23 protein-coding genes are annotated in these 25,413 nt (G+C 41.8%); 22 read left to right on the top strand and 1 reads right to left on the bottom strand.

What is annotated here, in order from left to right; all coding sequences use genetic code 11:
• Positions 1 to 60: 60 nt before the first annotated feature.
• Positions 61 to 1,287, top strand: a complete 1,227-nt coding sequence (locus H8R94_RS06525) for a hypothetical protein (protein ID WP_186854195.1) — start codon at positions 61 to 63, stop codon at positions 1,285 to 1,287.
• Between the two features lie 2 nt (positions 1,288 to 1,289).
• Here the strand turns inward: H8R94_RS06525 and H8R94_RS06520 are convergent, their stop codons facing one another.
• Positions 1,290 to 2,399, bottom strand: a complete 1,110-nt coding sequence (locus H8R94_RS06520) for a glycosyltransferase family 2 protein (RefSeq protein WP_186854194.1) — start codon at positions 2,397 to 2,399, stop codon at positions 1,290 to 1,292.
• Between the two features lie 147 nt (positions 2,400 to 2,546).
• On the opposite strand from H8R94_RS06520, the gene H8R94_RS06515 reads away from it, so the two are divergent.
• From H8R94_RS06515 to H8R94_RS06415, 21 genes are all read left to right on the top strand, one after another.
• Complete coding sequence (locus H8R94_RS06515) at positions 2,547 to 4,103, top strand: lipopolysaccharide biosynthesis protein (RefSeq protein WP_178010147.1); 1,557 nt, start codon at positions 2,547 to 2,549, stop codon at positions 4,101 to 4,103.
• 5 nt (positions 4,104 to 4,108) lie between these two features.
• Complete coding sequence (locus tag H8R94_RS06510; RefSeq protein ID WP_186854193.1) at positions 4,109 to 5,230, top strand: acyltransferase; 1,122 nt, start codon at positions 4,109 to 4,111, stop codon at positions 5,228 to 5,230.
• Positions 5,231 to 5,252: 22 nt separating this feature from the next.
• A complete protein-coding gene (locus H8R94_RS06505; RefSeq protein WP_186854192.1) occupies positions 5,253 to 6,287 on the top strand; it encodes an acyltransferase in 1,035 nt (344 codons plus the stop codon).
• A complete protein-coding gene (locus tag H8R94_RS06500; RefSeq protein ID WP_186854191.1) occupies positions 6,288 to 7,544 on the top strand; it encodes a hypothetical protein in 1,257 nt (418 codons plus the stop codon). It begins immediately after the preceding gene.
• 29 nt (positions 7,545 to 7,573) lie between these two features.
• Positions 7,574 to 8,806, top strand: a complete 1,233-nt coding sequence (locus tag H8R94_RS06495; RefSeq protein ID WP_118280510.1) for a hypothetical protein — start codon at positions 7,574 to 7,576, stop codon at positions 8,804 to 8,806.
• A gap of 17 nt (positions 8,807 to 8,823) precedes the next feature.
• Positions 8,824 to 9,813 (top strand): hypothetical protein, encoded by a 990-nt coding sequence (locus tag H8R94_RS06490; protein WP_178010140.1) that lies wholly within the window; start codon positions 8,824 to 8,826, stop codon positions 9,811 to 9,813.
• Positions 9,814 to 9,818: 5 nt separating this feature from the next.
• Positions 9,819 to 11,135, top strand: a complete 1,317-nt coding sequence (locus H8R94_RS06485; RefSeq protein WP_118280508.1) for a hypothetical protein — start codon at positions 9,819 to 9,821, stop codon at positions 11,133 to 11,135.
• Between the two features lies 1 nt (position 11,136).
• Positions 11,137 to 12,429, top strand: a complete 1,293-nt coding sequence (locus H8R94_RS06480; protein ID WP_186854190.1) for a glycosyltransferase family protein — start codon at positions 11,137 to 11,139, stop codon at positions 12,427 to 12,429.
• A complete protein-coding gene (locus tag H8R94_RS06475) occupies positions 12,410 to 12,826 on the top strand; it encodes a MaoC family dehydratase (RefSeq protein WP_118280506.1) in 417 nt (138 codons plus the stop codon). Before H8R94_RS06480 ends, H8R94_RS06475 begins: the two co-directional genes overlap by 20 nt.
• Positions 12,826 to 13,563 (top strand): SDR family NAD(P)-dependent oxidoreductase, encoded by a 738-nt coding sequence (locus tag H8R94_RS06470; protein ID WP_186854189.1) that lies wholly within the window; start codon positions 12,826 to 12,828, stop codon positions 13,561 to 13,563. Before H8R94_RS06475 ends, H8R94_RS06470 begins: the two co-directional genes overlap by 1 nt.
• A gap of 19 nt (positions 13,564 to 13,582) precedes the next feature.
• Positions 13,583 to 13,828 carry an acyl carrier protein gene (locus tag H8R94_RS06465; RefSeq protein WP_118280504.1) on the top strand — a complete coding sequence of 82 codons (246 nt, stop codon included), beginning with the start codon at positions 13,583 to 13,585 and terminating at the stop codon, positions 13,826 to 13,828.
• Positions 13,829 to 13,840: 12 nt separating this feature from the next.
• Positions 13,841 to 15,361 (top strand): MBOAT family O-acyltransferase, encoded by a 1,521-nt coding sequence (locus tag H8R94_RS06460; RefSeq protein WP_186854188.1) that lies wholly within the window; start codon positions 13,841 to 13,843, stop codon positions 15,359 to 15,361.
• A gap of 9 nt (positions 15,362 to 15,370) precedes the next feature.
• Positions 15,371 to 16,429 (top strand): hypothetical protein, encoded by a 1,059-nt coding sequence (locus H8R94_RS06455; protein WP_178010128.1) that lies wholly within the window; start codon positions 15,371 to 15,373, stop codon positions 16,427 to 16,429.
• Positions 16,422 to 17,498, top strand: a complete 1,077-nt coding sequence (locus H8R94_RS06450; RefSeq protein WP_186854187.1) for an acyltransferase family protein — start codon at positions 16,422 to 16,424, stop codon at positions 17,496 to 17,498. Before H8R94_RS06455 ends, H8R94_RS06450 begins: the two co-directional genes overlap by 8 nt.
• Positions 17,495 to 18,556, top strand: coding sequence for an acyltransferase family protein (locus H8R94_RS06445; protein WP_186854186.1), 1,062 nt, complete (start codon positions 17,495 to 17,497; stop codon positions 18,554 to 18,556). Before H8R94_RS06450 ends, H8R94_RS06445 begins: the two co-directional genes overlap by 4 nt.
• Positions 18,553 to 20,340, top strand: a complete 1,788-nt coding sequence (locus H8R94_RS06440; protein ID WP_186854185.1) for an HAD-IIIC family phosphatase — start codon at positions 18,553 to 18,555, stop codon at positions 20,338 to 20,340. Before H8R94_RS06445 ends, H8R94_RS06440 begins: the two co-directional genes overlap by 4 nt.
• Positions 20,341 to 20,347: 7 nt before the next feature.
• A complete protein-coding gene (locus H8R94_RS06435) occupies positions 20,348 to 21,391 on the top strand; it encodes an acyltransferase (RefSeq protein ID WP_186854184.1) in 1,044 nt (347 codons plus the stop codon).
• A gap of 15 nt (positions 21,392 to 21,406) precedes the next feature.
• Positions 21,407 to 21,604, top strand: coding sequence for a hypothetical protein (locus tag H8R94_RS06430; protein WP_118280497.1), 198 nt, complete (start codon positions 21,407 to 21,409; stop codon positions 21,602 to 21,604).
• A 74-nt stretch (positions 21,605 to 21,678) separates the two neighbouring features.
• Positions 21,679 to 21,909 (top strand): hypothetical protein, encoded by a 231-nt coding sequence (locus tag H8R94_RS06425; RefSeq protein ID WP_186854183.1) that lies wholly within the window; start codon positions 21,679 to 21,681, stop codon positions 21,907 to 21,909.
• Between the two features lie 53 nt (positions 21,910 to 21,962).
• A complete protein-coding gene (locus tag H8R94_RS06420) occupies positions 21,963 to 23,600 on the top strand; it encodes a DUF6020 family protein (protein WP_186854182.1) in 1,638 nt (545 codons plus the stop codon).
• Between the two features lie 813 nt (positions 23,601 to 24,413).
• Positions 24,414 to 25,403, top strand: a complete 990-nt coding sequence (locus H8R94_RS06415) for an acyltransferase family protein (RefSeq protein WP_186854181.1) — start codon at positions 24,414 to 24,416, stop codon at positions 25,401 to 25,403.
• Positions 25,404 to 25,413: the final 10 nt, after the last annotated feature.

Genomic DNA, 25,413 nt, shown 5'->3' with positions numbered 1-25,413 from the left:
GAAGAATCTGAAAATGGAAACGGGCTTACTTTTAAACCGAAGAAAACGGATGGATAGAAAATGGAAGAAAAGAATCGTAAAATAAAAGAATTTGTTCTGGTGGAGATCTTATTAGGGGCACTTTTGTTCCTACGTTATTATGAGGCGTGGGTACACCGAATCAACGGGACCATGATGGCATTTTCCTATAAATACGGCTTTATTTCCAGAGGTCTGATCGGAACCATCTATCAGGGACTGGATAAAATATTGCCGGTCAACATGATGACCTATCAGGCTTGTGTGGGCTATACGCTTGTTATCACGATGCTTTTTTATGCAACGGTGCTGGGGCTCTTTGTCCTGTGTTTAAAAAGAGCCAGGGCAGAATATCTGGATGTCATGCGCTATCTGATGCTCTTTTTGACGATCTTTACCGTGCCTATGTTTGCCAGTCATTACAATTTTGGCAGACTGGATATTTATTGCGTATTCTTAAGCCTTCTTGGGGCTATGCTTTTGATCCAAGGTAAGGCAGAGTGGCTTCTGATCCCGATCTCAGCCCTTGGCGTTATGGTGCATCAGGGATATGTCTTTATGTTTTTTAACATCATTTTAGTCCTGCTCATGTATAAGATACTGTCGACAGAGGGCAAAGAACGCAAAAAATACATTACTATCTTTGCTTTGTCCCTACTGGTGGCATGTATTCTCTTTTTCTGGTTTGAACTTTTTGCTCATGCCAATGGCAATGGTATCTATGATGAGATTGTGGCAAGTGCCAAGAAATTGTGTAAAAACGGGAAAATCCATCAGGACGTTGTGGATAAAGAGATTTTAGGGATCGATCTAACAGGTCGTGAGGTAAAATACCACCGTATGAATGCGGTGCAGTTTCCGATATTTATTCTTTTGATGCTGCCTTATATCCTGCTTATGGTGCGCTTTTTTAAAGGATTGATCGCACAGGCGGCAGAGAAAAAAAATAAGATAAAATATATCTTTGTTGCCATCGGGGCAGGAACCATCCTGCCAGACCTGCTCTTAAAGGTGGATTTCGGACGCTGGATGTATGCGATCATCGCCTATTATTGCGTTGTGTTGCTGGCACTGTTTGCCATGGGGGATGAGGCGGTCGGCAGGCAGTTTGTCCTAGCGGTGGAGCGCATCAAAAAACATGGATTTGCGGCTCTTGTCATGCTCTTGTATCCGCTGATCTTCCAGCCGCTTTGGGATGTGGCAATCTGCAGCGTCGTTGCCAAACTTGCCGGTTATATCAATACCGGGCTGGGCTTGGGTTGGTGGTAGGCTTAGGGAAGGGTGCGTTCCTTCAGCCAACTGCAAAATTGCGGTGACCGGACCGGATAATATAAGGTACGAGGGGCTATGCGTTTGCATAGCCTTTTATAAGTTGCCATGGTCTCGGTGTATTGCTTCTGATAATGATTGCGATGTCTGGCATCTTTTAAGACATGGATGTCATCAAAGATCACATCAAAATAGAAGTTGTAGGCTCTGATATAGGCTTCCGGAAAATCCTTTTCCAGAAAATCCAGGATCTTGTCGTATGCTTTGTATGCCAGTGGCTGCCGGTCGATGATGTCCGTGTCCTTGTGGGTCAGACTGCCAGGCAAAAACATATAATGATACAGGATATGAGGCATGATAAGGGCAGAGGAAATCCGTGCACCGGCTTCCAGTACCCAGAGTTTGTCCTCGTAGATGGTAAGTGACTCATCATAAAAAGGCAGGGAACCGTCCGCATCCCGCAAGGCAGAGGTACGCCAGATCTTATTCCAAGGATAGCCGCCGCCATAATGGATATTGTCAGAGGCGATTTCGGTCAGAAGTGTTTCACGGTCACAGACAAGAGGCTGATTGCTTTCTTTCGAGCGAGGGAGTGATACACGCTTTTGACCGGAAGCAAGTGTTTCTTCTATTGGCGTTATGTGTCTCATGACTTCTAAATGTTTGGCAATAGTGGACATAGAATAGTCTTGCGTAATGCAGTGGTCGACCAGAGTGCCATCGGCAAGATGATCCTGCCAGCCGAAGCAGACCAGATCGGAGTCGTGGCTTTGCATGGATCCTATACAGAGCGACCAGGCGTGAGAGTCTAAATAGTCATCAGAATCCATGAAAGTCAAAAATTCTCCTGTTACTTTGCTAAGTCCCAAATTTCGGGCAGAACTTACGCCTCCGTTTTCCTTATGAAATAAGTGGATGCGGTTATCACGAGTAGCAATTTGTTCCAGAACAGCGCAGCAATCTCTGCTAGACCCGTCATCCACCAAAATGATCTCGGTATTTGTATAGTCCTGCTGCAGCAGGCTGTCAATGCAGCGGTTCAGGTGTAAGGTCGGTGTGTTATAGACCGGCACAATGACACTGATTTTTGCGTTTTTTACGTTTGTTTCCATAAAACCCCTCATTTTCCTGCAGAAATCTGCCATATTTCCCATATATACTTAGGATAATCATACCCAATGTTGAATTTTACATCAAGATAAAATATAATTTAATAATATGCTAGGAGCATTGTGTCCGGGCATACAAGGATAGGTGAAATGAGAACAAAGAATACTTTTTTAAATGCTCTGGCAAATTCGGGCTCTTATATTGTGAATTTGATACTTTCTTTTGTGGCACGTACGATCTTTATCCGCGTCCTGTCACAGGAGTATTTGGGCGTGCAGGGATTGTTTGGCAATATCCTTTCCGTGCTTTCTCTGGCAGAACTCGGTATCGGAACAGCCATGATCTACCATATGTATGGCCCGATCGCGCGCGAAGATGAAAAAGAGATCACGGAGCTGATGAACCTCTACCGCAAACTCTACTCTTATGTAGCAGGCTTTATCACGGTAGCAGGACTTTGCCTGGTTCCTTTCTTAAAATATTTTATTGCAGACGATCCCGGGATCAGCGGGCTGACAGGGATTTATCTGCTCTATCTGTTGAATACGGTCGTGTCCTATTTATGGGGCTATAAGAGAGCGCTGATCGACGGACATCAAAAAGGCTATATCAGTACGCTTTATGTGACAGCCTTTATGACCATCCAGTTCATTGCGCAGATCATTGTTCTTTTGGTATTTGAAAATTTCATCATATATCTTTTGATGCAGATCATATGCAATATCCTGACCAATCTTTCAATCGCCTGGAAATGCGACCGGATGTATCCGTATCTGAAAAAGGATCGCAAGTCTCTGCCATCCAAGGAAACACAGAAGAGCATCTTTAAGAATGTCAGTGCCATGTTCATGCACAAGTTGGGTGATGTCATGGTCAACAATACGGACAGTCTGATCATTTCTGCCTTTGTCGGTCTGGTGACAGTTGGTATTTTTGACAATTACCGTATGCTTCTGGGAAGTGTCAATACAGCCATCAATGGCATTTTGGGTTCCTTTGTCGCAAGTATCGGAAACCTTAGCGTCACGGATGACAAAGAACGCGTTTTTCATATCTATAAGACCTTGAATTTTATCGGCTTTTGGATCCATTCCTATGCGGCAGTGACCTTTCTTGTCATGTTCAATCCGTTTATCGAGGTCTGGGCGGGCAAAGATTATCTTTTCCCGATGAGTGTTGTGTTTTTGATTGTACTGAACTTTTATATGAGCGGTATGCGCAAGGTGACATTGAATTTCCGTGATGCGATGGGACTGTATTGGTACGATCGTTACAAGCCGATCTTTGAAGTGATCGTAAACCTTGTGGTTTCTATTGTTCTGGTCATCAAGTATGGTCTGGTCGGTGTTTTGATCGGTACTTTTGTATCGACGGCTGGTGTCTGCTTCTGGGTGGAGGCACTGGTCACCTACAAGCACGGTTTTGAAAAGAGCGTCAGCCATTACTTCAAGATGTTTTCTATCTATACGGCATCTGCGGTGGCAGTCGGTGGATTTACTTATTTTGTCTGTAGTTTTATTGTCATGGGCGGATTGCTGGAGATCTTCTTAAAACTTGTCGTTTGTACGGCTATGTATAATATCCTGCTGATGCTGCTTTATGGCAGAACGGTAGAGTATAAAGAGTTCATGGAAAAACTGATCGGTCTGATCGAGGGCAGGATGGGACGCGAGCTGACAGGGCTGCGCAAGGTATTGATGCGGTAGAGGTTATGGAAAAAGTTATGCAACAAAAGACGAGTCGAATTGTATATTTGGATGTGTTAAAAGGTGTCAGTATGCTCCTGGTGATCTATTGTCATGGCGTTTTGCTGCCCTATCATTCTGTGGTAGGAAATTTGATGATGACCTTAGCCTGGGGAGCCGTTCCCTGTTTCGTTATGGCATCGGGGGCAGTACTGCATCAGAGCCGACATTTTACATGGCAAAAACACGGGAAACGCCTTGGATCTATGTATATGACTTTGGTCTGCTGGCGTTTGCTGTATTTGGTGGTTTATAGGATTGCAGGAAAGATCACCGGGATTTCCCTTTGGACATGCATCAAGTATCTGTTCTTTTTACAGGATTACGAGGGCGTGGATACAGGTCTTATGTGGTATATGATCGCCTATTTGGGGCTTATGATCGTATATCCTATTACCTATTTCCTGTTTACCGGCGGTACACTGGGAAGGCAGATTACATTCTTTATCATGATCCTATCCGGTCTGACAGGTATCCTTTTTCCATCTGTGAATTGGCTGGTTGGACAGATCATACATGGAAGGGAACTGCCATTGCAGGCATGGAATAGCATATTGACTTTTGGCAACAATAATAATTTGCTGTTTTATTTCCTGTTGGGAGCATTTTTACTGGAATATCAGCAAGGCGTTGATCGAAAAGAATGTGGGCGGATCTATAGATGGCGATTGCCTTTATCGGGGATATGTCTGGTAATCGGACTTATGGGGCTTATGTTTATCAAATACCGTGAGACCGGCTTACTGATATGGGGAGACACTTATCTGAGTTTTGGCTATGTCAGATTATCTACAGCCTTGGTTACAATAGGGCTGTATGGTATATGTGAGAGTTTGTTTTCTGACCGCGAGAATTTGGCAAGTAAAATCATAGGAGAATACATAGGACAAAATACACTGGGAATTTATTATTCGCATTACATATTACTGGCGGTATTTTCGTGGACAACCTGTTTCCCATGGCTGCAGACCCATTATTTTGTTGGCATGAATTTGATAAAAGCGTTCGCAGTAACGTTTGCATGTTACGTTGTGGTTGGTCTGGTGAGCAGGGTACCGCTGATTCGGAAAATGTTTTTGCAAATGTGAGTGATATGGATGAAAGATAAAAATGAAAAAGAAAAGAATTTTATTTATTGATTATATCCGTGCGTTAGCAATCCTGATGGTTATCATGTGTCATGTGATTGATGTTAACTGCCTGTTTTGGCTGGGGTATCAGGAGATGTCTGGTGCAAGACAGATCATCCTATATACTTTGCTGATCTTTGGCAGATGCGGCGTGCCGCTCTTTCTTATGATTACAGGTTATCTGCTGCTAGATCGAGACTATAGCGATGGAAAATGGAAAAGTTTTTATTTACATAAATGGTTATATTTGTTGCTGGTAACAGAAATATGGTTTGCCATTTACGAAGTATTTGCTGTTTGCGTGCAAGGGAAACCTTTTGTATGGAAAGATTTTGTTCTTAGATTATTATTTATAGAGGAACCAGTTTTGTCACATGCCTGGTATCTGCCGGTTATATTGGGGTTATATTTGCTCTTGCCTGTTTTTGCACTGGTTTGGAAAAAACTTTCCAATCGGGGATGCCTCATTACCGTCATTTTGCTATGGGCACTTGTATTGTTGCTGCAGAATTTTGCCCAAGAGAGTATGGCGCAACATATAACCTATGCCATGTATATGCTGATTGGCGGAGCATACAAGAGGTGGCATACAGCGTTGGTAGAACACAAAAAAGCTGCTTACACCATATACAGTCTGGCAGGCATTTTCGCTTTGGCTGGATGTGAGGGCTATTTATGGCTCCAGCACAGAAGGGGAGAAAACGTGAGTCTTTGGTATGACCACGCGGGGATTGTTTTGCTCAGTCTGGCACTGTTTGGTTTTGCGATGTTTCTTGTGCAAAAGAATTGTTCCTTCGTGGAGCGTCTGTCACAGGATTCTTTTGGCATTTACCTTATACATAATATGATCGCACTCATGATGATGCCGTGGCTTAGTCAGTGGAACAGCAATCTATATTTGAAAATGATTCTTACCTATCTGTTGGTTTGGGGAATTGCCTGGGGGCTGGTCCGTCTGATCGGGAAAATACCATACGTTGGAGACTGGATTCTTTATAAGAGGAGATTGAAATAGATGAAGATAAAAGAAAATAAATTTACATGGGCAATGATCCTCTTTACCTTTGTACTATTCTGGAATAATTTTGCGGGAACGACAAGCAATATCAATACGACTATGCTTGCTTTTCATTATGGGTATGGCTTTATTTCCCGTGGGCTACTAGGGACGATTTATGGTGTTTTAAACCGGATCCTGCCTTGGGATTTATATACTTTCGGCTGGGCAATGCTCTTTTTTGAAGGATGTTTTCTGGTCTTTGTTGTATTACTTTTCCTCTTTTGTATGAAGTGTCTGAGAATGAGCGACGAAAAGGTAAAGCAGAGTGCCCGGTATTTTATCATCTTATATTTTATTGCAGCGATCCCTATGTTTTCCAGTGAGTATAATCTGGGAAGATTGGACATGTATTGTGTCATGTGCAGTATGCTATCTGTGCTTCTTATGGTCTATGGAAAGGCAGAATGGCTGGCGGTGCCGCTCTCTGCCATTGGCGTGATGTTCCATCAGGGACATGTTTTCATGTATATGGGAATGGTGCTGGCGATGCAATTATATAAAGCACTGGATGCGGTCAAGGGACAGGAAGACTTGAGGGTTATCTTTTCAAATAAGACCAGCCGGAAATATCTGGGCATGTTTTTGGCGACCATGCTTACGGTGTCTGCTTTATTTATCTGGTTTGAGGGTTTTTCACATATTGATGGAGAAAAATTCGCGGATCACTTGATCGATACGGCATGCAGTATGGGACCGGATGCTGATTATCATATTGAAGTTGTGGATCATGAGATCCTGGGTGTGGACCTATCAGCCAAGGAATGGGAGTATCACAAGCAAAATTTTGTGGAATTTCCATTATACTGCCTGTTTATGCTGCCTTATATTTTGATCGCGCTAGGCTTTGCGCGGGAACTGCTTGGCTTGGCAAAAACAAAGATTGACAAGGTAAAGTATATCATTGTGCTTGCCGGTGTCCTGACGATTTTACCGGATATGATACTAAAAGTAGATTATGGCCGCTGGATCTTTTCCATCATCAGTTATTATGCCGTCGTATTATTGGCACTGCTTGCAATGCGCGATACGGCAGTGACAGAGGTGAGCCGGCAGACAGTAGACAGGCTAAGAAGCAAATATCCATATGCGGTCTTATTGTTGATATACCCGCTTTTGTTCCAGCCGCTCATGCATATTAGCATCTGTCCGCTGACAGAGAGGATCGTTAATATCCTGAATATGCATCTGCATATATGGATTCCGTGGCAATAAAAATAGGAAACGCAGGAGAAAAGAGGAAAATGAAAGAGAAACTTGTAAAGGCAAATTACAATATCAGACAGTTTATCATGATGCTGGCTTTTGTGGATTTGGCAACCTTTGTTACAAATTACAGAGGCTGGGTCAGATCCTACAATACGACCATGCTTGCGCTGTCCTATGAATATGGATTTACATCAAGATCCCTGCTTGGAACCATCTACCATATTCTGGATGCGGTGATACCGGTAGATATGATGCAATATCAGAATGCCTTGGTATTTGCCAATGTGGTAACGGTCCTGTTTATCGTATTCCTTTTATTTTTTTCCTATCATGTTTTAAAGAAGAGTGATATGGAAAATGGCATGGTGACAAAGGCAGAGCAATACATCTTGCTGACCTTTCATATTGCCATGGTAGCAACCTTTACCTATGCATACAATTTCTTGCGTGTAGATTTTTGCATGGTATGGATGATGTTATTGGGCTTTATGGCATTGATGAATGAAAAGACAGAATGGTTGTCCCTGCCATTTGCGGCATTGGGTATCATGTTCCATCAGGGCTTCGTCCTCATGTATTTTAATGTGATCCTGGTGATCCAGTTTTATTATATGATGACACGAAAGAATAAGAAAAATACCATTTTGTTTTTCCTGACCTTTCTGATAGGATCCGGTATGTTTTTGTGGTTTGAGTTGTTCAGCCGCACCAATGGCAATGACATTTTTGAGACTGTTTTGCGGGATGCGACCAATGTCTCCTATCAGGGAATCTATCATACAACCCTCTTGTACCATGAGGTCTTAGGCATTGATGTTTCCGGTGCGGAGACGGATTTTGTATATATGAACCATGTGCAATTAGTCCTTTATCTGCTGATACTTTTGCCGGCAATCGTTGTTCTGGCAAGGGCTTTTGTAAGGATCATCAAGAAAGCGGACGACCTGTTTGCCAAGTTAAAATATCTTGCGGTAGCGGTCGGTTCCCTGACTATTTTACCGGATATGCTCTTGAAGGTAGATTATGGTCGCTGGATTCTGGCAGTGGTTACTTACTATCTGCTTATTATTCTGGCAATGTTGATCTTGCGGGATCCACTGGTTACGGAAGAAACAAAAGTTGTCGTAGATAGAGTAAAAAAACATCCTGCATGGTTGGTATATTTTACTCTGGTAGTATTGACTGTCCCTTATATGGATGTGGATATTGACATGTTAGTCAAGGGCTTACAGCGCTTTATGCAAAGTAAGGGCATATTGTTCTACTAGAGGATGAGGTGATTTGGATGAAAGATAAATTACAAAAAAAAGATATGACCTTTCTGCTTGCTTTGGCAGGTTTTGGTTTTCTGTGTGTCTTGCGTTATTACAATGAAAATATGATGCAGCACCTGTGGGCACTATCCATTCTGGGGAACCGACGTATCATACAGGGGATGACGGCAGTATTTTTCCTTATTTTGATCGGAGTGGCTGGGCAGGCGCTGCGCAAAGTCAGTAAAGAAAATAGAAGCGGGATCTATTATATGGCAACGCTGCTTGCCGTATGCCTGATGCCGATGTTTATCTGCGACAGTTATATGGGATCACCGGATCTGTACGCGTGGGTCATCATACTCTTATGCATTGTGGCACTTTTGAACGGAAGATGTGATGGTATTGTCCTGCCGGGCATCCTGCTTGCCGCATATATCTGTCCGATGATCGTATTTTCCGGTGGAGCATTATTGTTCGCGGCAGTATTGGCAAAGGGCATGTGTGAGGATAACAAGAGAAATATGGTGCAGGCGGCAGGGATGGTCGTTATGGCTTTCGTGGCATTTGTTCTGGCAAAGGAAACTTATGGATTTGCAGCAGATGTGCAGGGGCGTATTTCAGGGAAACGCTTCCTGGTCATTGTTCTTTTGTTTCTGCCATATACTTATGCCATCTTTCAATTTTTTGCCTCTCTGATAAAAGAACAGACAGATGGACGGCACAGACTGGCTTATCTTTTGTGTGGTCTTGGCTCCGTTCCGGGCTTTTTGCTGTGGGCTTATCTGGGCGATTATTGCCGGGCGGTCATATATGCTTTTGTATATTACCTGTTACTGCTGTTGATCCTGTATTGTCAGGAGCTGGCATTTCAGACATCATGGAATACATTTCGACTGTGGATCAAAGAAAAAGTGGTTTTAGAGCCGGTTGTTGTGATCTATCCATTGATCATTCTGACATTCTGGATGGTATCCAATGACTTCATCGATGCAGAGTCGATCATAGAATTTACGAGGTAAAGAAATTGAAAGAGTGGATCAAAGATTATGTCAAATCAATAGGGCTTGTGATAGGGTGTGCCATCGCAGCAATACTCTTGCTGACGCTTGCGTATATGATACCGCGCGATCTTTTTGTAAAACATATAGAGGAGTCAGAAAATCTTTTATATGCCCTGTGCGATGACAATAATATCAACGCGAATATAGACGGGTATGTATATGATACCAAGACCAATATCATTACCTTAGAAGAGGTGATCGCGCCGAGAGAACACACGGCTTTCCAGGATGCCTTGCTGGCACCGAGTTCCAATTATATCCGGGATTTCTTTGGAGACTGGGTCAATACTCTGCAAAATGATGCACATGCGAAAGCCTATAGTGAGGATAATAAATTGACCTATCCGCGTTATTGGCACGGTTTTGTACTGTTCTTGAAACCCATGTTTGTTTTCTTTAACCTGAATGAGATTTATCAGATCAATACCTTGATCTTATGTGGCTTGTGTTTTGCCACTCTGCTTTTGATCTATAAAAAAGAAAAAGCATACGTTGGACCGTTTCTTGTCCTGCTTGCACTTTTTAATCCGCCTTATATTGCGAGGTCATTTCAACTTTCGAGTGTCTTCTATGCGATGATCCTTACATGTATAATGGTACTTTGCTGGGATGACAAGGAAAAAAGGGAACATCTTTTCCTGTATGCCTTTGTGATCGATGGTATTATTCTGGCATTTTTGGATTTCCTTACTTATCCGCCGGTGGCATTCGTGGTTCCTCTTTGTTTTGTGCTGGTATTCTCAGAACAAGACCTGTTACATAATCTGCTTGCGAGTATCCGTTATGGTATAGCCTTTTTATTAGGCTACGCCGGAATGTGGGTAAGCAAGTGGATCCTGGCATCTTTGTTTACGGATGAGAACGTGATCGCCGAGGGCATTGAAAGTGTCCTGCACCGAACAGGAAAAGGCGCGATGTCGGATGTGGATAGCGCTTTTAACGTGGAGATCAGTCCGGCAGCAGCCATGCGTGAAAATTTACATGCCTTTGGCACAAGACCGGTCAGGATTATGGTCTTCCTGCTCCTATGTGCTGCGGTTGTTCTGGTCATTTATATGATCCGGCATAAGGCTGGTTTTACGAAGCGAGCAGCGGGAATGTTTGTGATCTTTGCATTACTGACAATCATTCCGATTGTGTGGATCGTGGCATTGAATAACCATTGCTCCCTGCATCCACATCTGGAATGGAGAGAATGGCTGGTGGCAGTTTTTGCACCATTAATGTGGCTGGCATGGTTCTGGACAGATAGAAGAAAGAAAGCAGTGGAGTGCAGATAAGATGAAAGTGAAGCAAAACATCCAAGTATTGATTAAAATGATAGGGATTGTAGTCATTAGCAGTATAGTATTGGTGGGGCTTTTATGCCTTGTCTATAAATTGCCAAGAAATCGCATGGTAGAGCATGTTATCGAATCAGACAATACGATCCGTTTGCAAAATGATGATTACAATATGAGTATTTCCAATTTTTATGATACTTACGATACAGACACCAACATTATTATGTTATTAGAAGCCATCGCACCGGATTTCAACGGTTCATTGCAGGATGCCCTACTGTGTCCGTCCGGGGCATATCTGGAAAATCAGTGGGGAGATTGGGCAGATACCTTGATGAACTATGCAAATGATGCGCAAGGCGATCTGTCTTATGTCAACTATGCCAGATATTGGCATGGCTATCTGGTATTTTTGAAACCGCTTCTGATGTTTATGAATGTGCAGGACATCTATTATCTGCATGCTATGCTTATGGTCTTTTTGACAGGATGGATCTTCTGCCTGCTCTATAAGAGATTGGGAAAATATTGTATTGCGTATGCGGTAACTATCATTGCCATGAATCCGGTTGCGATTGCGCAGTCCTTTCAGTTGTCTACCATCTATTATGCCATGCAGTTGACCATGCTCTTACTTTTGTATTGCAAAAAGGAAAAACAGATCCCTTACATATTCCTGATCGATGGTATGCTGGTGGCATTCTTTGACTTTTTGACCTATCCGCTGGTTGCCTTTGCCATTCCGGTTCTGACTTACTATCTATTATATCGTGAGGACGGATTTTTACAGAATGTAAAGAAGATCGTGGGCAAGGGAGTTTCCTTTTTGATCGGCTATGCCGGATTGTGGTTTATGAAGTGGATCTGGGCAACTGCCTTTACCCATGAAGATATTTTAAGAGACGGCTGGATCAATGTACTGCGAAGAACAGGAACCGGTGACAACTTTGGAGACAATCAGTATGGGATGGCGATTGGCCCTATGGCGGCACTCCGCATTAATTTTCATGCTTTTGTCGGATGGACGACAGTCCTGCTTGGAGTGATCTTCCTGGTCGGTGTGATCGCCTATATGTTGTATAAAAAGCAAAAACCGTTCTTTCAAAAGATAACAGTCCTTATTTCATTTCTCGTAGCATGTTCGCCGATCCTCTGGTATGTGGTTGTCAATAATCATGCATCTTTGCATCCACATCTGGAGTGGAGAGAATGGGTAGTCAGTGTGTTTGCCGCATGTGTTTTGGTCTTGAGTTTACTAAGGGAGAAAACAGATGAAAGAATATCGGTTTGAAGAAATAAGTCTGGGTCTGAGTGAATCTTTTCAAGTTGAGATCACCCGGGAAATGATGGATAAGTTCCGGGATATATCCGGTGATGTCAATCCTTTACATAACGATACAGAATTTGCCAAAGCCAGAGGATATGAAGATCGTGTGGTTTATGGCATGTTGATCGCATCGCAGATATCTACGCTGGGAGGTGTCTACCTGCCGGGGAAATACTGCCTGATCCATGGCGTGGAGATTGATTTCGCACGTCCGGTCTACATAGGAGATAAGCTGACTATTAGTGGCACAGTGAAGGAAATACATGAATCTGTCAGACGTCTGACAATCAAGTTTGTGATCAGGAACCAGACAGGTAAGACAGTTTCGAAAGGTATTTTGAAAGCGGGGTGCATGCTATAATGAGCAGAGAGAAAAAAGTCTTATTTGTCACGGGGGCATCATCCGATGTCGGGCAGGCATTGATCCTGCAAATAGCAGATCAGTATGACACGATCGTAGCACATTATTGTCATAGTCATGAGAGTATCGACGCTCTTGCGCAAAAGTTCCCGGGCAAGATCCAAAAGGTCAAAGCAGATCTGGCAGATCCCAAAGAAGTACAGGCGATGATCGATGGGATGATAAAAGAACAGTGGCTGCCGGACCATATCGTGCATCTGGCAGCGCCAAAGACTACGAATGAGCGGTTTCACAAGATGGATTCGGTCAGATTAGATCAGGCATTTGAAGTTTCGGTCAGATCTATTTTTCATATACTACAGAGTTTTATGCCACATATGAGTAAACAAAAGTATGGCAGGGTTGTATTCATGCTGACATCCTATTGTCTGGGACTGCCACCTAAGTATCAGAGTGCTTATGTGACATCCAAGTATGCCCTGTTGGGGCTGATGAAAGCTCTGGCAACAGAATATGATAGCAAGGGGATCACAGTCAATGGCATTTCCCCGGAGATGATCGACACCAAATTCCTCAGTGATCTGCCGGATTTGATCGTGGAAGAAAATGCAGCCAAAAGTCCCTTGAAACGCAATCTGCAAGTGGATGATGTGGTGCCGATGCTGGCATATCTCTTGTCTGATGCAGCAGAGGCGATTACCGGACAAAATATTGCCATTACCGGTGGCATGAGATAAAGAAAAGGAGAACAAACAGATGAGTAGAGAAGAAGTGTTTGAAAGATTACATGAGATTTTTTGGGATGTTTTTGATGATGAAGATATTCGATTGACCGATGCGACCACATCGGATGATATTGAAGATTGGGATTCCCTGGAGCATATCAATCTGGTAGTTGAGATTGAAAATCAGTTTGGCATGAAGTTTACCATGGGTGAAGTACATGAAATGAAAAATGTAGGTGAGATGGTAGATATTATCATCGAGAGAGCGACTAAGTAGGCGGGGAAGGACATGGCAATCACGTCACTTAAATTTTTTGCCTTTTTGGCAGTCATATATTTGCTGTATTGTCTGGTGCCGCGGCAAAAACGCTGGTTTGTCTTGCTTGGGGCGAGTCTGTTCTTTTATGTGGTCTGTGGATCACTCCGTTTGTTTGTCGTCACACTCTTACAGATCCTCGTGGCATATGGCGCGGCAATCCGGACGGACAAGCAGCAGAGGGAGGGTGTTTCTACAAAGATAAATACCGCAGGGATCCTTACCTGTCTGGCAGTGCTTTTTCAGATAGGCGCTTTGCTTTATTACAAAGAGATGAACTTCTTTGTGACCAATGGCAATATCCTGCTTCATCTGCTGGGAAAGGAAAGTACCTTGTTCCTTTGGCAGATAGTAGCACCGCTGGGGATTTCTTATTATACATTAAGTTATATCGCATACATTTTGGATGTCTATTGGGGCGTTGTCAGCCCGCAGAGGAATTTTTTGAAGTTTTGCCTTTTTGGCATTTACTTTCCGATCATGATCTCTGGTCCGATCACACGGTATCAGGAGATCGAACAGGATTTGTATGCGGGAAACAGAGCTGACTATCAGGGCTTTTGTTTTGGATTGCAGCGCATTCTGTGGGGACTTTTCAAGAAACTGGTGATCGCGGATCGTATGGCGCCGATCGTACAGGAGATCTGGTCGGGAGACTTTTATGGATGGTGTGTGTTGATCGGGGTACTCGGTTACGCATGGCAGTTATACATGGATTTCTCCGGATGTATGGATATTGTGTTAGGGGCATCGGAATTGTTTGGCATACGACTTCCGGAGAACTTTAATACACCATTATATGCGACCTCACTATCCGAATATTGGAGAAGATGGCATATTACCTTGGGAGCTTGGGTAAAAGACTATGTCATGTATCCAATCCTGAAAACAAAAGGCTTGCAGACGCGGGCTAAAAAGTGGAAAAAGAAATTCGGCAAGAAAATGGGAAAGAAGATGACGACATGGATCGGTCTGTTTTTTACTTGGCTGGTTGTAGGTCTGTGGCACGGCGGAGCATGGACCTTTGTTTTCGGATCCGGTTTGTTTTTCTTTCTTATGATCATTGGTGGGCAGATTTTAGAGCCGATTGGTAAATGGTGTATAGAGAAGATGCATATCCCGACACAGAGTTTTGGATGGAAACTCTGGCAGCGGATCCGTACCTTTGTATTGTTTTCTGCCAGCATATCGTTTAGTTGGTCTGCCAGCATGAAAGATGGTTTTCGTATGTGGGCAAGATGTTTTAAACCGACAAATCTTTCATCCCTTTTGCCACTGGCATCGCGTGCAGACTGGTTCCTTCTTGTTATCGGAGCTGTCATCGTATGGCTGATCTCCTATGGTAAGCAAAAAGAGGATGTGCGGATGTATGTGGCAAAGAAGGCATTGCCGGTCCGCTGGATCCTTTATCTTGTATTGTTATTTGCAGTCTTGATCTGCGGTGTTTACGGTCCGGGTTACGATGCATCATCCTTTATATATGGACAGTTCTAGGAGTACATATTGAAAACGAAACAAAGACACATAACAAAAATCATTGCATTTCTTCTGGTGGTGGCGCTTCTCTTTGGGGGAGCGGTGCAGGTGCTTAGGATATCTGACGATACACATTCCAGAGCAGAATTTGATACCTTTTACAGGCTGGATAAAAATAGTCTGGATGCCGTATGGATTGGTGCCAGTGCGGTACAGTCGTCCTTTATACCGTCAGAAGCCTGCGCGCATAATGGCGTGCAGATGTATGGGCTTGGAACGGCAAGCCAACCGGTTGCACTGACGAAATATCTCTTGCAGGAGGTGCAAAAGACACAGGATCCCAAGGTCTATCTGATCGATATCCGGATGTTGGCATATGATTATGATGTGATGGGAAATGAGATCTTCTGTGATAACTATATTCGGCGTGTAACGGATTCTATGCGGTTTTCGCATAATCGGACACAAGCCATAAAGGATATGGTGGAGCGTTTGGAGAAAAAAACGGGCAGCCGTGTCAATGCGTTTGATTACTACTTTAGTTTCACGCTCTATCATAATCGCTGGAGTCAGTTGACGGCGGCAGATTTTGGACAGGATGCGGATAGTTTTATGGGCTACTATATCTATGATGATACAGAAAGTTTTGATAAACAGGAAACACTGGCAAGAAGAAGCGCAAAGCCACTGGAAGTTTCAAGTGACAACCAGCAGTATTTAGAGGAACTGCTGGATTATCTGGATACTTTCGATGGAAACATTCTCTTTACAAATACCCCGAATAATCTGGAAGAGGACAAATTTGCCAACTACAATTATATCAAGAAGAAGATTGAGGACCGAGGCTATGAAGTGTTGGATCTGAACGATCATGTAGATGAGATCGGCTTGGACTATGAAACGGATTTCAACGAGAATATGCATGTGAATTATCGTGGTGCATTTAAGATCACAGACTATATGGCAGACTATCTGAAAGAAAAGTACGAACTGCCGGAACATGAAAAAGAAACAGACAGCATTTATGAAAAAACGCAGGAAAGATTATTGTCTCGTACCGAAGAAATGGAAAAACGTAATGAATAATGTAATGACGGATGAAAATGGAAAATTGCAAAGGGATTACTGGAACATCTTAAAGGGAATCGGCGCTTTTTGCGTTGTGCTCGGACATTGTGCCATGCCGGTGCAGAACTTTGTCTATCTGTTTCATGTGCCGCTTTTCTTTTTTATCTCAGGTTATATGTATAATGAGCAAAAATACGGGGATGCCCCATATGATAATCTCAAAGGGCGTATGAAGTCCTGGGTAAAATATGTTGCTTTATATATTGTTTATATTTTACTTCATAATTTCTTGGGGTATTATGATATGCTGCGCATAGATGAGCCGCTTTATACAAAAGCACAGATGGTGGAACAAATGGCGTACGCTGTCATCGGAGACGGAAATGAACTTCTGGCAGGTCCGCTGTGGTTTGTTCCGGTGCTTGTGATCGGCTCTGCCTTCATGGGCTTTGTTATCTATTACAGCCGTATGCTGGAAGATCGGTTTAAAAGTAAAAAGATCAAATTCCTCTTTCAGGGAATTGTCATAGGATGCAGCAGTATCGTGGGCTATCTTATGATCGCCTATGGCTGGGATCTGCCTGCACATATGCAGATCGCCTTTGCGGTACAACCATATTTCTGGGCTGGCTATCTTTTACGCAATTATATGTCCGATCTGGAAAAGTACATAAAATACTGGGTGGGTATCATCCTGTTTCTGCTTCTTGCAATCTATAGTAGAGATCATTTGTATAGCCTGGTGGATGGATACGTCAGTCCGATCATGTATCTGACTGCATTTATGGGATTTTATGTCTGTATGTGTCTGGCAAAGGGAATCTGTGTTTTGCAAAAAAGCAATTATCTGCGCAGTTTATTCGTCAAAATGGGACAGGCATCCTTCCTTTTGATGGGAACACATTTTATGATTATCCGCGGCATTGATCGTATCTATGCAGGATATCATCAGGATATCGCTATGATGTATGAACATTATTTAGGAAATCACAATATGCTGATCCCTTTGTATTTAGTATGGGGTATTGGCTTGCCATTACTGTTACAGGCATTTTGGAATAGACTGTCGAAAGGAGTTGCCAAATGATAGAACAGAATCCGATCATGCCGGATCGACGATATTGGAATGTGTTAAAAGGGATAGGAATCCTTTGTGTTGTTTTGGGACATGCATGTAGTTGGGCACATGATTTTGTCTATGAATTCCACATTCCCTTATTCTTTTTTATCTCCGGGTTTATGTATAGCGAAAAAAAATATGGGGATGATCCGTACTTAAATGTGATCAACCGCTTCAAGTCTTCCTGGATCAAATACGTTATTGTTTATTGGATCATTATGTTATTACATAATTCCCTGATCCGCTGGGGCTTTATGCCGATCGGAACAGAATATTTTAGTTTGCGGACCTTAGCGGAAGCCTGTGCTTTTGTGCTTTTGGGTACAGCCAATGAATTGATGGGAGGAACCTTGTGGTTTGTTCCGGCACTTTGTATGGCATCTGTATTCCTGAGCTTTCTGGTTACGATCAGCAGAAAAATAGAAAAGAAAACAGGAAATTCCTATCTGAAATTTGCATTTCAGTTTGTAGTCATCCTGGTATGTTCCATCGTCGGCTGTATCGTTATATCTATTTTAATGCCTGCCAATATCCAGGTATCGCTTACGGTCATGCCATTTTTGTGGATAGGATATCTGCTCAGAAATTACGGAAAAGGACTGGAGCAATATCTGTCTGTATGTGCAGCAGCCATCCTGGCACTAGCCGTTTATTTTATCAGTTTTCATCATAGTCTGGATCTGATCATCGGTATTTTATATCCGGGAATGTATCTGGTGGCATTTTCCGGCATTTATGTATGTATGGCTCTGGCAAAATATATCAGCCGGTTGAACAGGATCGGTTCTTTGATAGCATCCTGCGGAAAGGCTTCTTTCTGGATTATGGCGGTGCATTTTCCGCTCATAAAGATCATTGATCGTATCTGGGCGGCGCACATAGGAGATCCGGACCGGGTATTGTATCTGACGCTGCCACATTCTTTCGACTATATGTGGCCGGTCTATTTACTGCTGGGCATTGGCGTGCCGTTATTGGGATATCAGTTGGTGCAAAAGATAAAAAATAGAGGGAAATGCTCATGAAAAAAGAATTACTGTATCCGTTTGATGCAAACTATATTTTAGCAAAAAAGAAAAGGATCAAAAGAGAACTGTTGGCAGAGGGCGAACGTTTTGTCGATAAAAAGATTGCTATTTTAGGAGGATCTACGACAAATGATATTAAACTGATTCTGGAATTATTTTTATTAAATCAGGGAATCCGTCCAAGTTTTTATGAGTCCGAATATAACAAGTATTATGAGGATGCAGTATTTGATAATGCAGAGTTAGAGGCATTTGCACCGGATTTAATCTATATCCACACCAGTAATCGCAATATCACGCGTTATCCACAAATGAGCGATTCCAAAAGCCGGATTACAGACTTATTGGAGGCGGAATATCAGAAATATTGCACGATCTGGGAAAGTATTGCTGACCGATATCATTGCCCGATCATACAGAATAATTTTGAAATGCCTATGTATCGGCTTATGGGCAATCGGGATGCCAGTGATAGACATGGAAAGGTCAATTTTTTGACCAGACTCAATATGCTGTTCTACGATTATGCGGACAACCATGAGGATTTTTATATCTGTGATATCAATTATATTTCCGCTGATTATGGGCTGGCAGAATGGTCTGATCCATTTTTCTACCATATGTATAAATATGCCTTAAATGTCAATGCCATTCCGTATCTGGCATTTAACGTGGCAAATATCATTAAATCCGTATTTGGCAAAAACAAGAAGGGTCTTGTGCTTGATCTGGATAATACCTTATGGGGCGGTGTTATCGGTGATGATGGTGTGGAAAACATTGCACTGGGGCAGGAAGTCGCAGAGGGACAGATCTATTCTGAATTTCAAAATTATGTGAAAGAGCAGACGCAATTGGGTGTAATTTTAAATATTGATTCTAAGAATGATTTTGAAAATGCCAAGGCGGGTATAGAACACCCGGATAGTGCCTTTTGTATGCAGGACTTCATTGAGGTAAAAGCGAATTGGGAACCAAAAGATCAGAATTTCAGGGAAATTGCAGAAGATCTAAATTTGTTACCAGAAAGCCTGGTATTTGTAGATGACAATCCGGCAGAGCGCAGCATTGTGGCGCAAAATTTAGATGGGGTATGCGCGCCGGAGATCGGGGATGCAAGAGATTATATCCGTATTTTAGACCGCAATGGATTTTTTGAGACAACGATCTTGTCCGAAGATGATCAGAAACGTAATGAGATGTATCGTGCCAATGCAGATCGAAAGAAAAGCCTACATGCCTTTACAGACTACCATGCATATCTGGAATCTTTGCAGATGAAAGGGACGATCCTGCCATTTGATGAGATGTCTTTGAATCGTGTGGCGCAGTTGTCGAACAAGAGCAACCAGTTTAATCTGACGACGAAGCGCTATACGCGTGATGAGATGGAAATGCGGGCGAAAGATGAGAACTATATTACCTTATACGGGAAATTAGAGGACAAATTTGGCGATAACGGCATCGTATCTGTAGTCATAGGCAAGAGGGTTAAAGAAGAATGTCACATTGAATTGTGGATCATGAGTTGCCGTGTTTTAAAAAGGGATATGGAATACGCTATGCTGGATACCCTGATAGAGACCTGTCAAAATAAGGGAATCAAAAAGATCCGCGGCTTCTATTATCCGACTGCAAAAAATGCGATGGTAAAGGATTTCTACGGCAAGATGGGATTTTCACAGGTGGCATGTGATGCAGCCGGAAACAGCGAATGGGAATTAGAGATCACATTGGTCTGGGAAAAGAAAAACAATGTGATCTGTGTCAATGGGGAGTAGAAAATCAATGAAGAGACTAGAGTATATAGATATATTAAGGGGTATATCCATTATTGGTGTTGTATTGATACACGTTATCAGCATTTTGGGAGGTGTTGAAGCGGGAGTATGGCATATTGTTTATCTTGGACTAACTCGTTATTGTGTCCCTATGTTCTTCGTTTGTATGGGAGCAATTCTGTTGCAGAAAGACAGAGAACTGAATATCCATAAATTATATACGAAAAACATTCCAAGATTTTTAATTGCTATTTTTCTTTATGGGCTCTTACATAAGATCACACGCTTTTTCTTGGGACAGTATGGGCAACTCAGTTTTGGAGAACTGTTGTTCGCATATCCTAAAAAATTTATCACGGGAGAGTTGGAATTTTCCTTTTGGTTTATGTATGCGCTGATCCCTATTTATTTCATGCTACCTATTTTAAAAGCGATTGTGGTGCAGGATCATTCCCTAAAAGTTGTAAAAATATTTTTGGGACTATGGATGATGGCGAGTCTGATCAATGGACTTTCTTATTTAGAACCGTTTTCCTTTTTAAACACATGGACAAATGGAAATCAAAATCTTTGCACAGTATATGGATATCCTGGGTATGTGGTGCTGGGAGCCTATTTGGGAGAAAAGAAATTTACCAAAGGCCAGAGATATGTGCTATATAGCATAGGGGGATTCGCATGTATTGTATCTATTGTCGAGCAGACGATACGAGTGGATAGAGGCTACGGACTGGAATATACATTGTTTGATTATTACTCTCCGACAACTATATGGCTGACTATTGCAGTATTCGTTTTTATAAAATATATATGGAGAGAACGTCAAATCAGAAAATGGTATAGCAGAGTTCTACTCTTTGCAGGATGCTATTCTATGGGAATCTACTTTCTACATACGATTGCGCTTCTGTTATTGCAGCATTGGTTGACAATCCGGTATGTTAGTTGGAGACCGATTAGGAGTTTGGTGGATGTGATCTTAGTTTTTGCTGTTACTCTTTTGGTCGTGTGGAGCATGTCGAAAAATAAATACAGCAGAAAGTGGATATAGTTAGGAAATGGTATTGTGGCGCAAAATTTAGATGGGGTATGCGCGCCGGAGATCGGGGATGCAAGAGATTATATCCGTATTTTAGACCGCAATGGATTTTTTGAGACAACGATTTTGTCCGAAGATGATCAGAAACGTAATGACATGTACCGTGCTAATGCGAATCGAAAGAAAAGTCAGCATGCTTTTACAGATTATCATGCATATCTGTAGTCATCGGCAAGAGGGTTAAAGAAGAATGTCACATTGAATTGTGGATCATGAGTTGCCGTGTTTTAAAAAGGGATATGGAATACGCTATGCTGGATACCCTGATAGAGACTTGTCAAAATAAGGGAATCAAAAAGATCCGCGGCTTCTATTATCCAACTGCGAAAAATGCGATGGTAAAGGATTTTTACGGTAAGATGGGATTTTCACAGGTGGCATGTGATGCATCAGAAAATAGCGAATGGGAATTAGAGATTTCATCATCCTGGAAAAGAATGAATGATGTAATTAGTATAAATAGAAAGTAGAAATAAGGTAGAGAGGAGAACATATAGATGTTAGTGAAGGAGAGAAAAGAATAATGTTAAGAAATATAAAAAACATAGGGCGACGAAATATCGAATGTCAACTAATATACCTATTATTCTCTTTTTCAGTAGGTATTGCAGGTATGTGTACTTATCAATTGAATCCGGTAGCAGTAGATAAAGGAGGATTTTTGAGGTATGACATTGACCTAGTTAATGAAAGAGGACTTTTAGTGTGTGCCATACTTTCCATTATGGCGTATCTGTTGATTACCGTTGTTGATAAAGGAGCGCATCAAACTAATGTCGCCACAATGAAACCATATAATGAAAACAGAGTATTTTGGAGTACATTTATTATATACTCGTTTTTATTAGGAATATTGTTGGCATTATATTTTCCTGGAACAGGGATGAACGATACAATCAACTGTTTGATGGGATTTTGGCAGAATACGCTTCAACCAGCGATGTTTCAGATGATTATATATGGTATTTTTCAGGGCATCTTTTTTATGTGTAAAAATGCAACCATAGCATATGCTATCATTGTCATTTTGCAAATTTTTGCAGCATCCTATATTGTTGCCAACTATTTGCGGTGGATTGCGAGGAAAGGCATAGCCAAGTGGTTGCTTATCTTGAATATGATATATATTATGGCTATGCCATTGATAGGGAATTATACGATTGCTTTATTGAAGGATACATGGTTTACATATGCGTTTTTTCTGTTGTTACCGAACATTTACGATTTGATACACGGAGAAAAAGCATGCTGGTGGCAGATTGTTGTGGCAGTTTTCGTTGTTTGGTTTTCTCGTTCTAATGGTAAATTGGTATTAGTGCCGATTATGATATTGTTGTTTATTTTTTGTAAAAGCCAAAGAAAACATTTGGCGATACTTCTAATCACATTAGTAGTATTGAATAGTGGCTTGGATTATGCAAAGAATGTTCGATTTGGAGGATATGATGAGTCGTTTAGAGAGTCTATGAGTGTACCATTAGTCCAAATGGCTGCAACTGTTGTGTGGAATGGAAACATATCAGAAGATGAGGAAGAAGTGCTGTATGCGGTATTGCCAGAAGAAAAGTGGAGACAAAATTATGCTTTTGCGTTTGTGGATCCAATAAAGTTTGACGAGCATTTTGATAACCTTTATCTAGCCGCGCACAAAAAAGAATTTTTGCAAACATGGGCAAGTATGTTAAAAAAGAATCTTACAATCTATGTGAAGGCATATCTGTATCACACGTATGGAAATTGGAGTTTGGCTGCATACAATACGAACGCGGTTGATAAGACGCAATCAATTTTTCTAAAACTTAATAATAATACAGGGGATACTAGTATATGGGGCGAATACTTAGCAAGCATATCCTTGAAAAATGATTCTTTATTGCCGAATGGTTTGACTAAATTGCTTCAAGGATTTTATGAAGATGCCTGCGAATGGAACCTGTGGCTTACGCCAGGAATTATGTTTTTACTTTTAAATTTGTGTACATGTATTGCCTGGAAAAATAAACGATATAAATTAATGTTAACGTTTCTGCCACTGTATTTATGTTGGGGATGTATGATGGTTGCAAGTCCTGCGTCTATGATCTACCGCTATAGTTTTTACATATTACTTTCGTTGCCATTTGTTTTAACTATGACATGGAGAGATATAGGATACAAATAGAAGAGTTCATAAGAGAGAATTTGCTCCCCTAAATTAGTTTTTAGAGCTAGAAGGAAAAGCTAGCATTTATGCGAATCACTATGCTGATGAGAAAGGGGCTCTTGATAAAGTTGCAGGTGATTTGGGTTACACAGGAGAGGAATATGTTGCGGGAGTTTCGATTGTCGATTGGAAAGCATATAAACTAATAAAATAAGAAAGATGCAATTGAGAAAACTTATAGCAAAATCAATTGTGTAAATTTACATATGATAACGTAGAGGCACTGATGCGGGTGCGATTAAATGGCATATTAGAACCATGAGGTGATGGTAATAAGAAGAATAAACTTATAAATCCGTATAGACCGGGAGCGGGAACGAAGCCTCTGGTTCTCGCTGGACGTGATCAGGATCTGGAAGAAGTAGCACAGATATTTGAAACTTTGCGGCTTAACATACCGACACAATCTATTATTTATAGTGGGCTTCGGGGGGGAGACGGTCTTGTTAAATGCGCTGGAGGAAATTGCAGAGGACAAGGAGATTTTCAGCAGACACATAGAGGTGGAGACAAGAAATGATTTTATCTCTCAAATATCTGCATGTGCACAAGCATACATTCGTAAGTACAGTGCCAAAGACAAGTTGTAGCATCTGGTAGAGGCTGCACTTGATGCAGTCAAATCCTTGAATGTTTCTTTTGATCCTTCAAATAGCACATTTTCCTTGTCTGTAAAAGAAAGGAAATTATATATCCGGTTCGATACCGAGAATTGGACTTTACGGTTCCTGAATTTGATGGTTTTATCAAGAGATTGGAAGAGTACCAGACATGGGACGAAAAGAAGAAAAAAAACGCAACTTAACACTGGATTTTGCCAGAGGATTTGCCATTCTTCTAATGATTTATGATCATATTATAGGGCATGGAAAGGTCATTACCTCTTTTCACATGCCCTTGTTTTTTATCATTAGCGGATATCTTCTGAAAGATCAACCATTTAGACAGACTTTGAAAAAGAAAGCGAAAGGACTGCTTTTGCCATATCTGGAGTTTGCCGGACTGGCAATACTTGTAGGTTTTTTCAAGGCCATATTTATTCTGCACGCTAACTGGCAGGCAACAGGCAACTATCTGTTTCATAAGATGGTTGATACACTTTGTGCAAGGGATATCTGGCTTTTGTGGTTTTTGCTGGCATTGTTTGAGGCTCTTATGATTTATGTTGGCATCAAATGTCTGACGAAAAATCGGTATATGCAGATCATACTGGTTTTGCTTGTTTTTGTACTGGGCTACTGTTTATCACAAAAGTATGGAAGTGCCAATTTTTATTATTTGGATCAGGGGATGATGGCGGTGCTTTTTGTGGCGGTTGGCGACGCAGCGAAAAAACTATCCTGGGAGAAATTATATAGATTCTCATGGATGCGTATGGGAATTCTAGCAATGATGCTTGTCATATGGATGTTGGGGATCTGTTTCGGCCTGCTTGTCATGGCAAATCGTGTTTACGAAGGTTTCCCTCTATGTATTTTTTCTGCTATCGCAGGAACCTATCTCGTTGTATTCTGCAGTCATTTTATGAAAAGAATACCTTTGCTGGGATCAATGATTGTCTGGTGTGGGCAAAATACCTTAGAAATACTGTGTCTAGCCAATATCTTTCGGCAGTTTAGCGATTGGAAGGCTTTGTGTCAGGGCTTGGGAATACATAGTATATTCGTTATGTCCCTACTTCAGACCGGACTGATTGTAGGGATAGTTCTGGTCTGGAAAATTATAATAAAACATACAAGAAAACTTGACGCACGTCAATAAATGGAAGCCG

The organism is Roseburia lenta, from assembly GCF_014287435.1.
GTDB classification, from domain to species: Bacteria; Bacillota; Clostridia; order Lachnospirales; family Lachnospiraceae; genus Pararoseburia; species Pararoseburia lenta.
The sequence above is the reverse complement of the archived record's forward strand: the minus strand, read 5'-3'. Positions and strand labels throughout refer to the sequence as shown.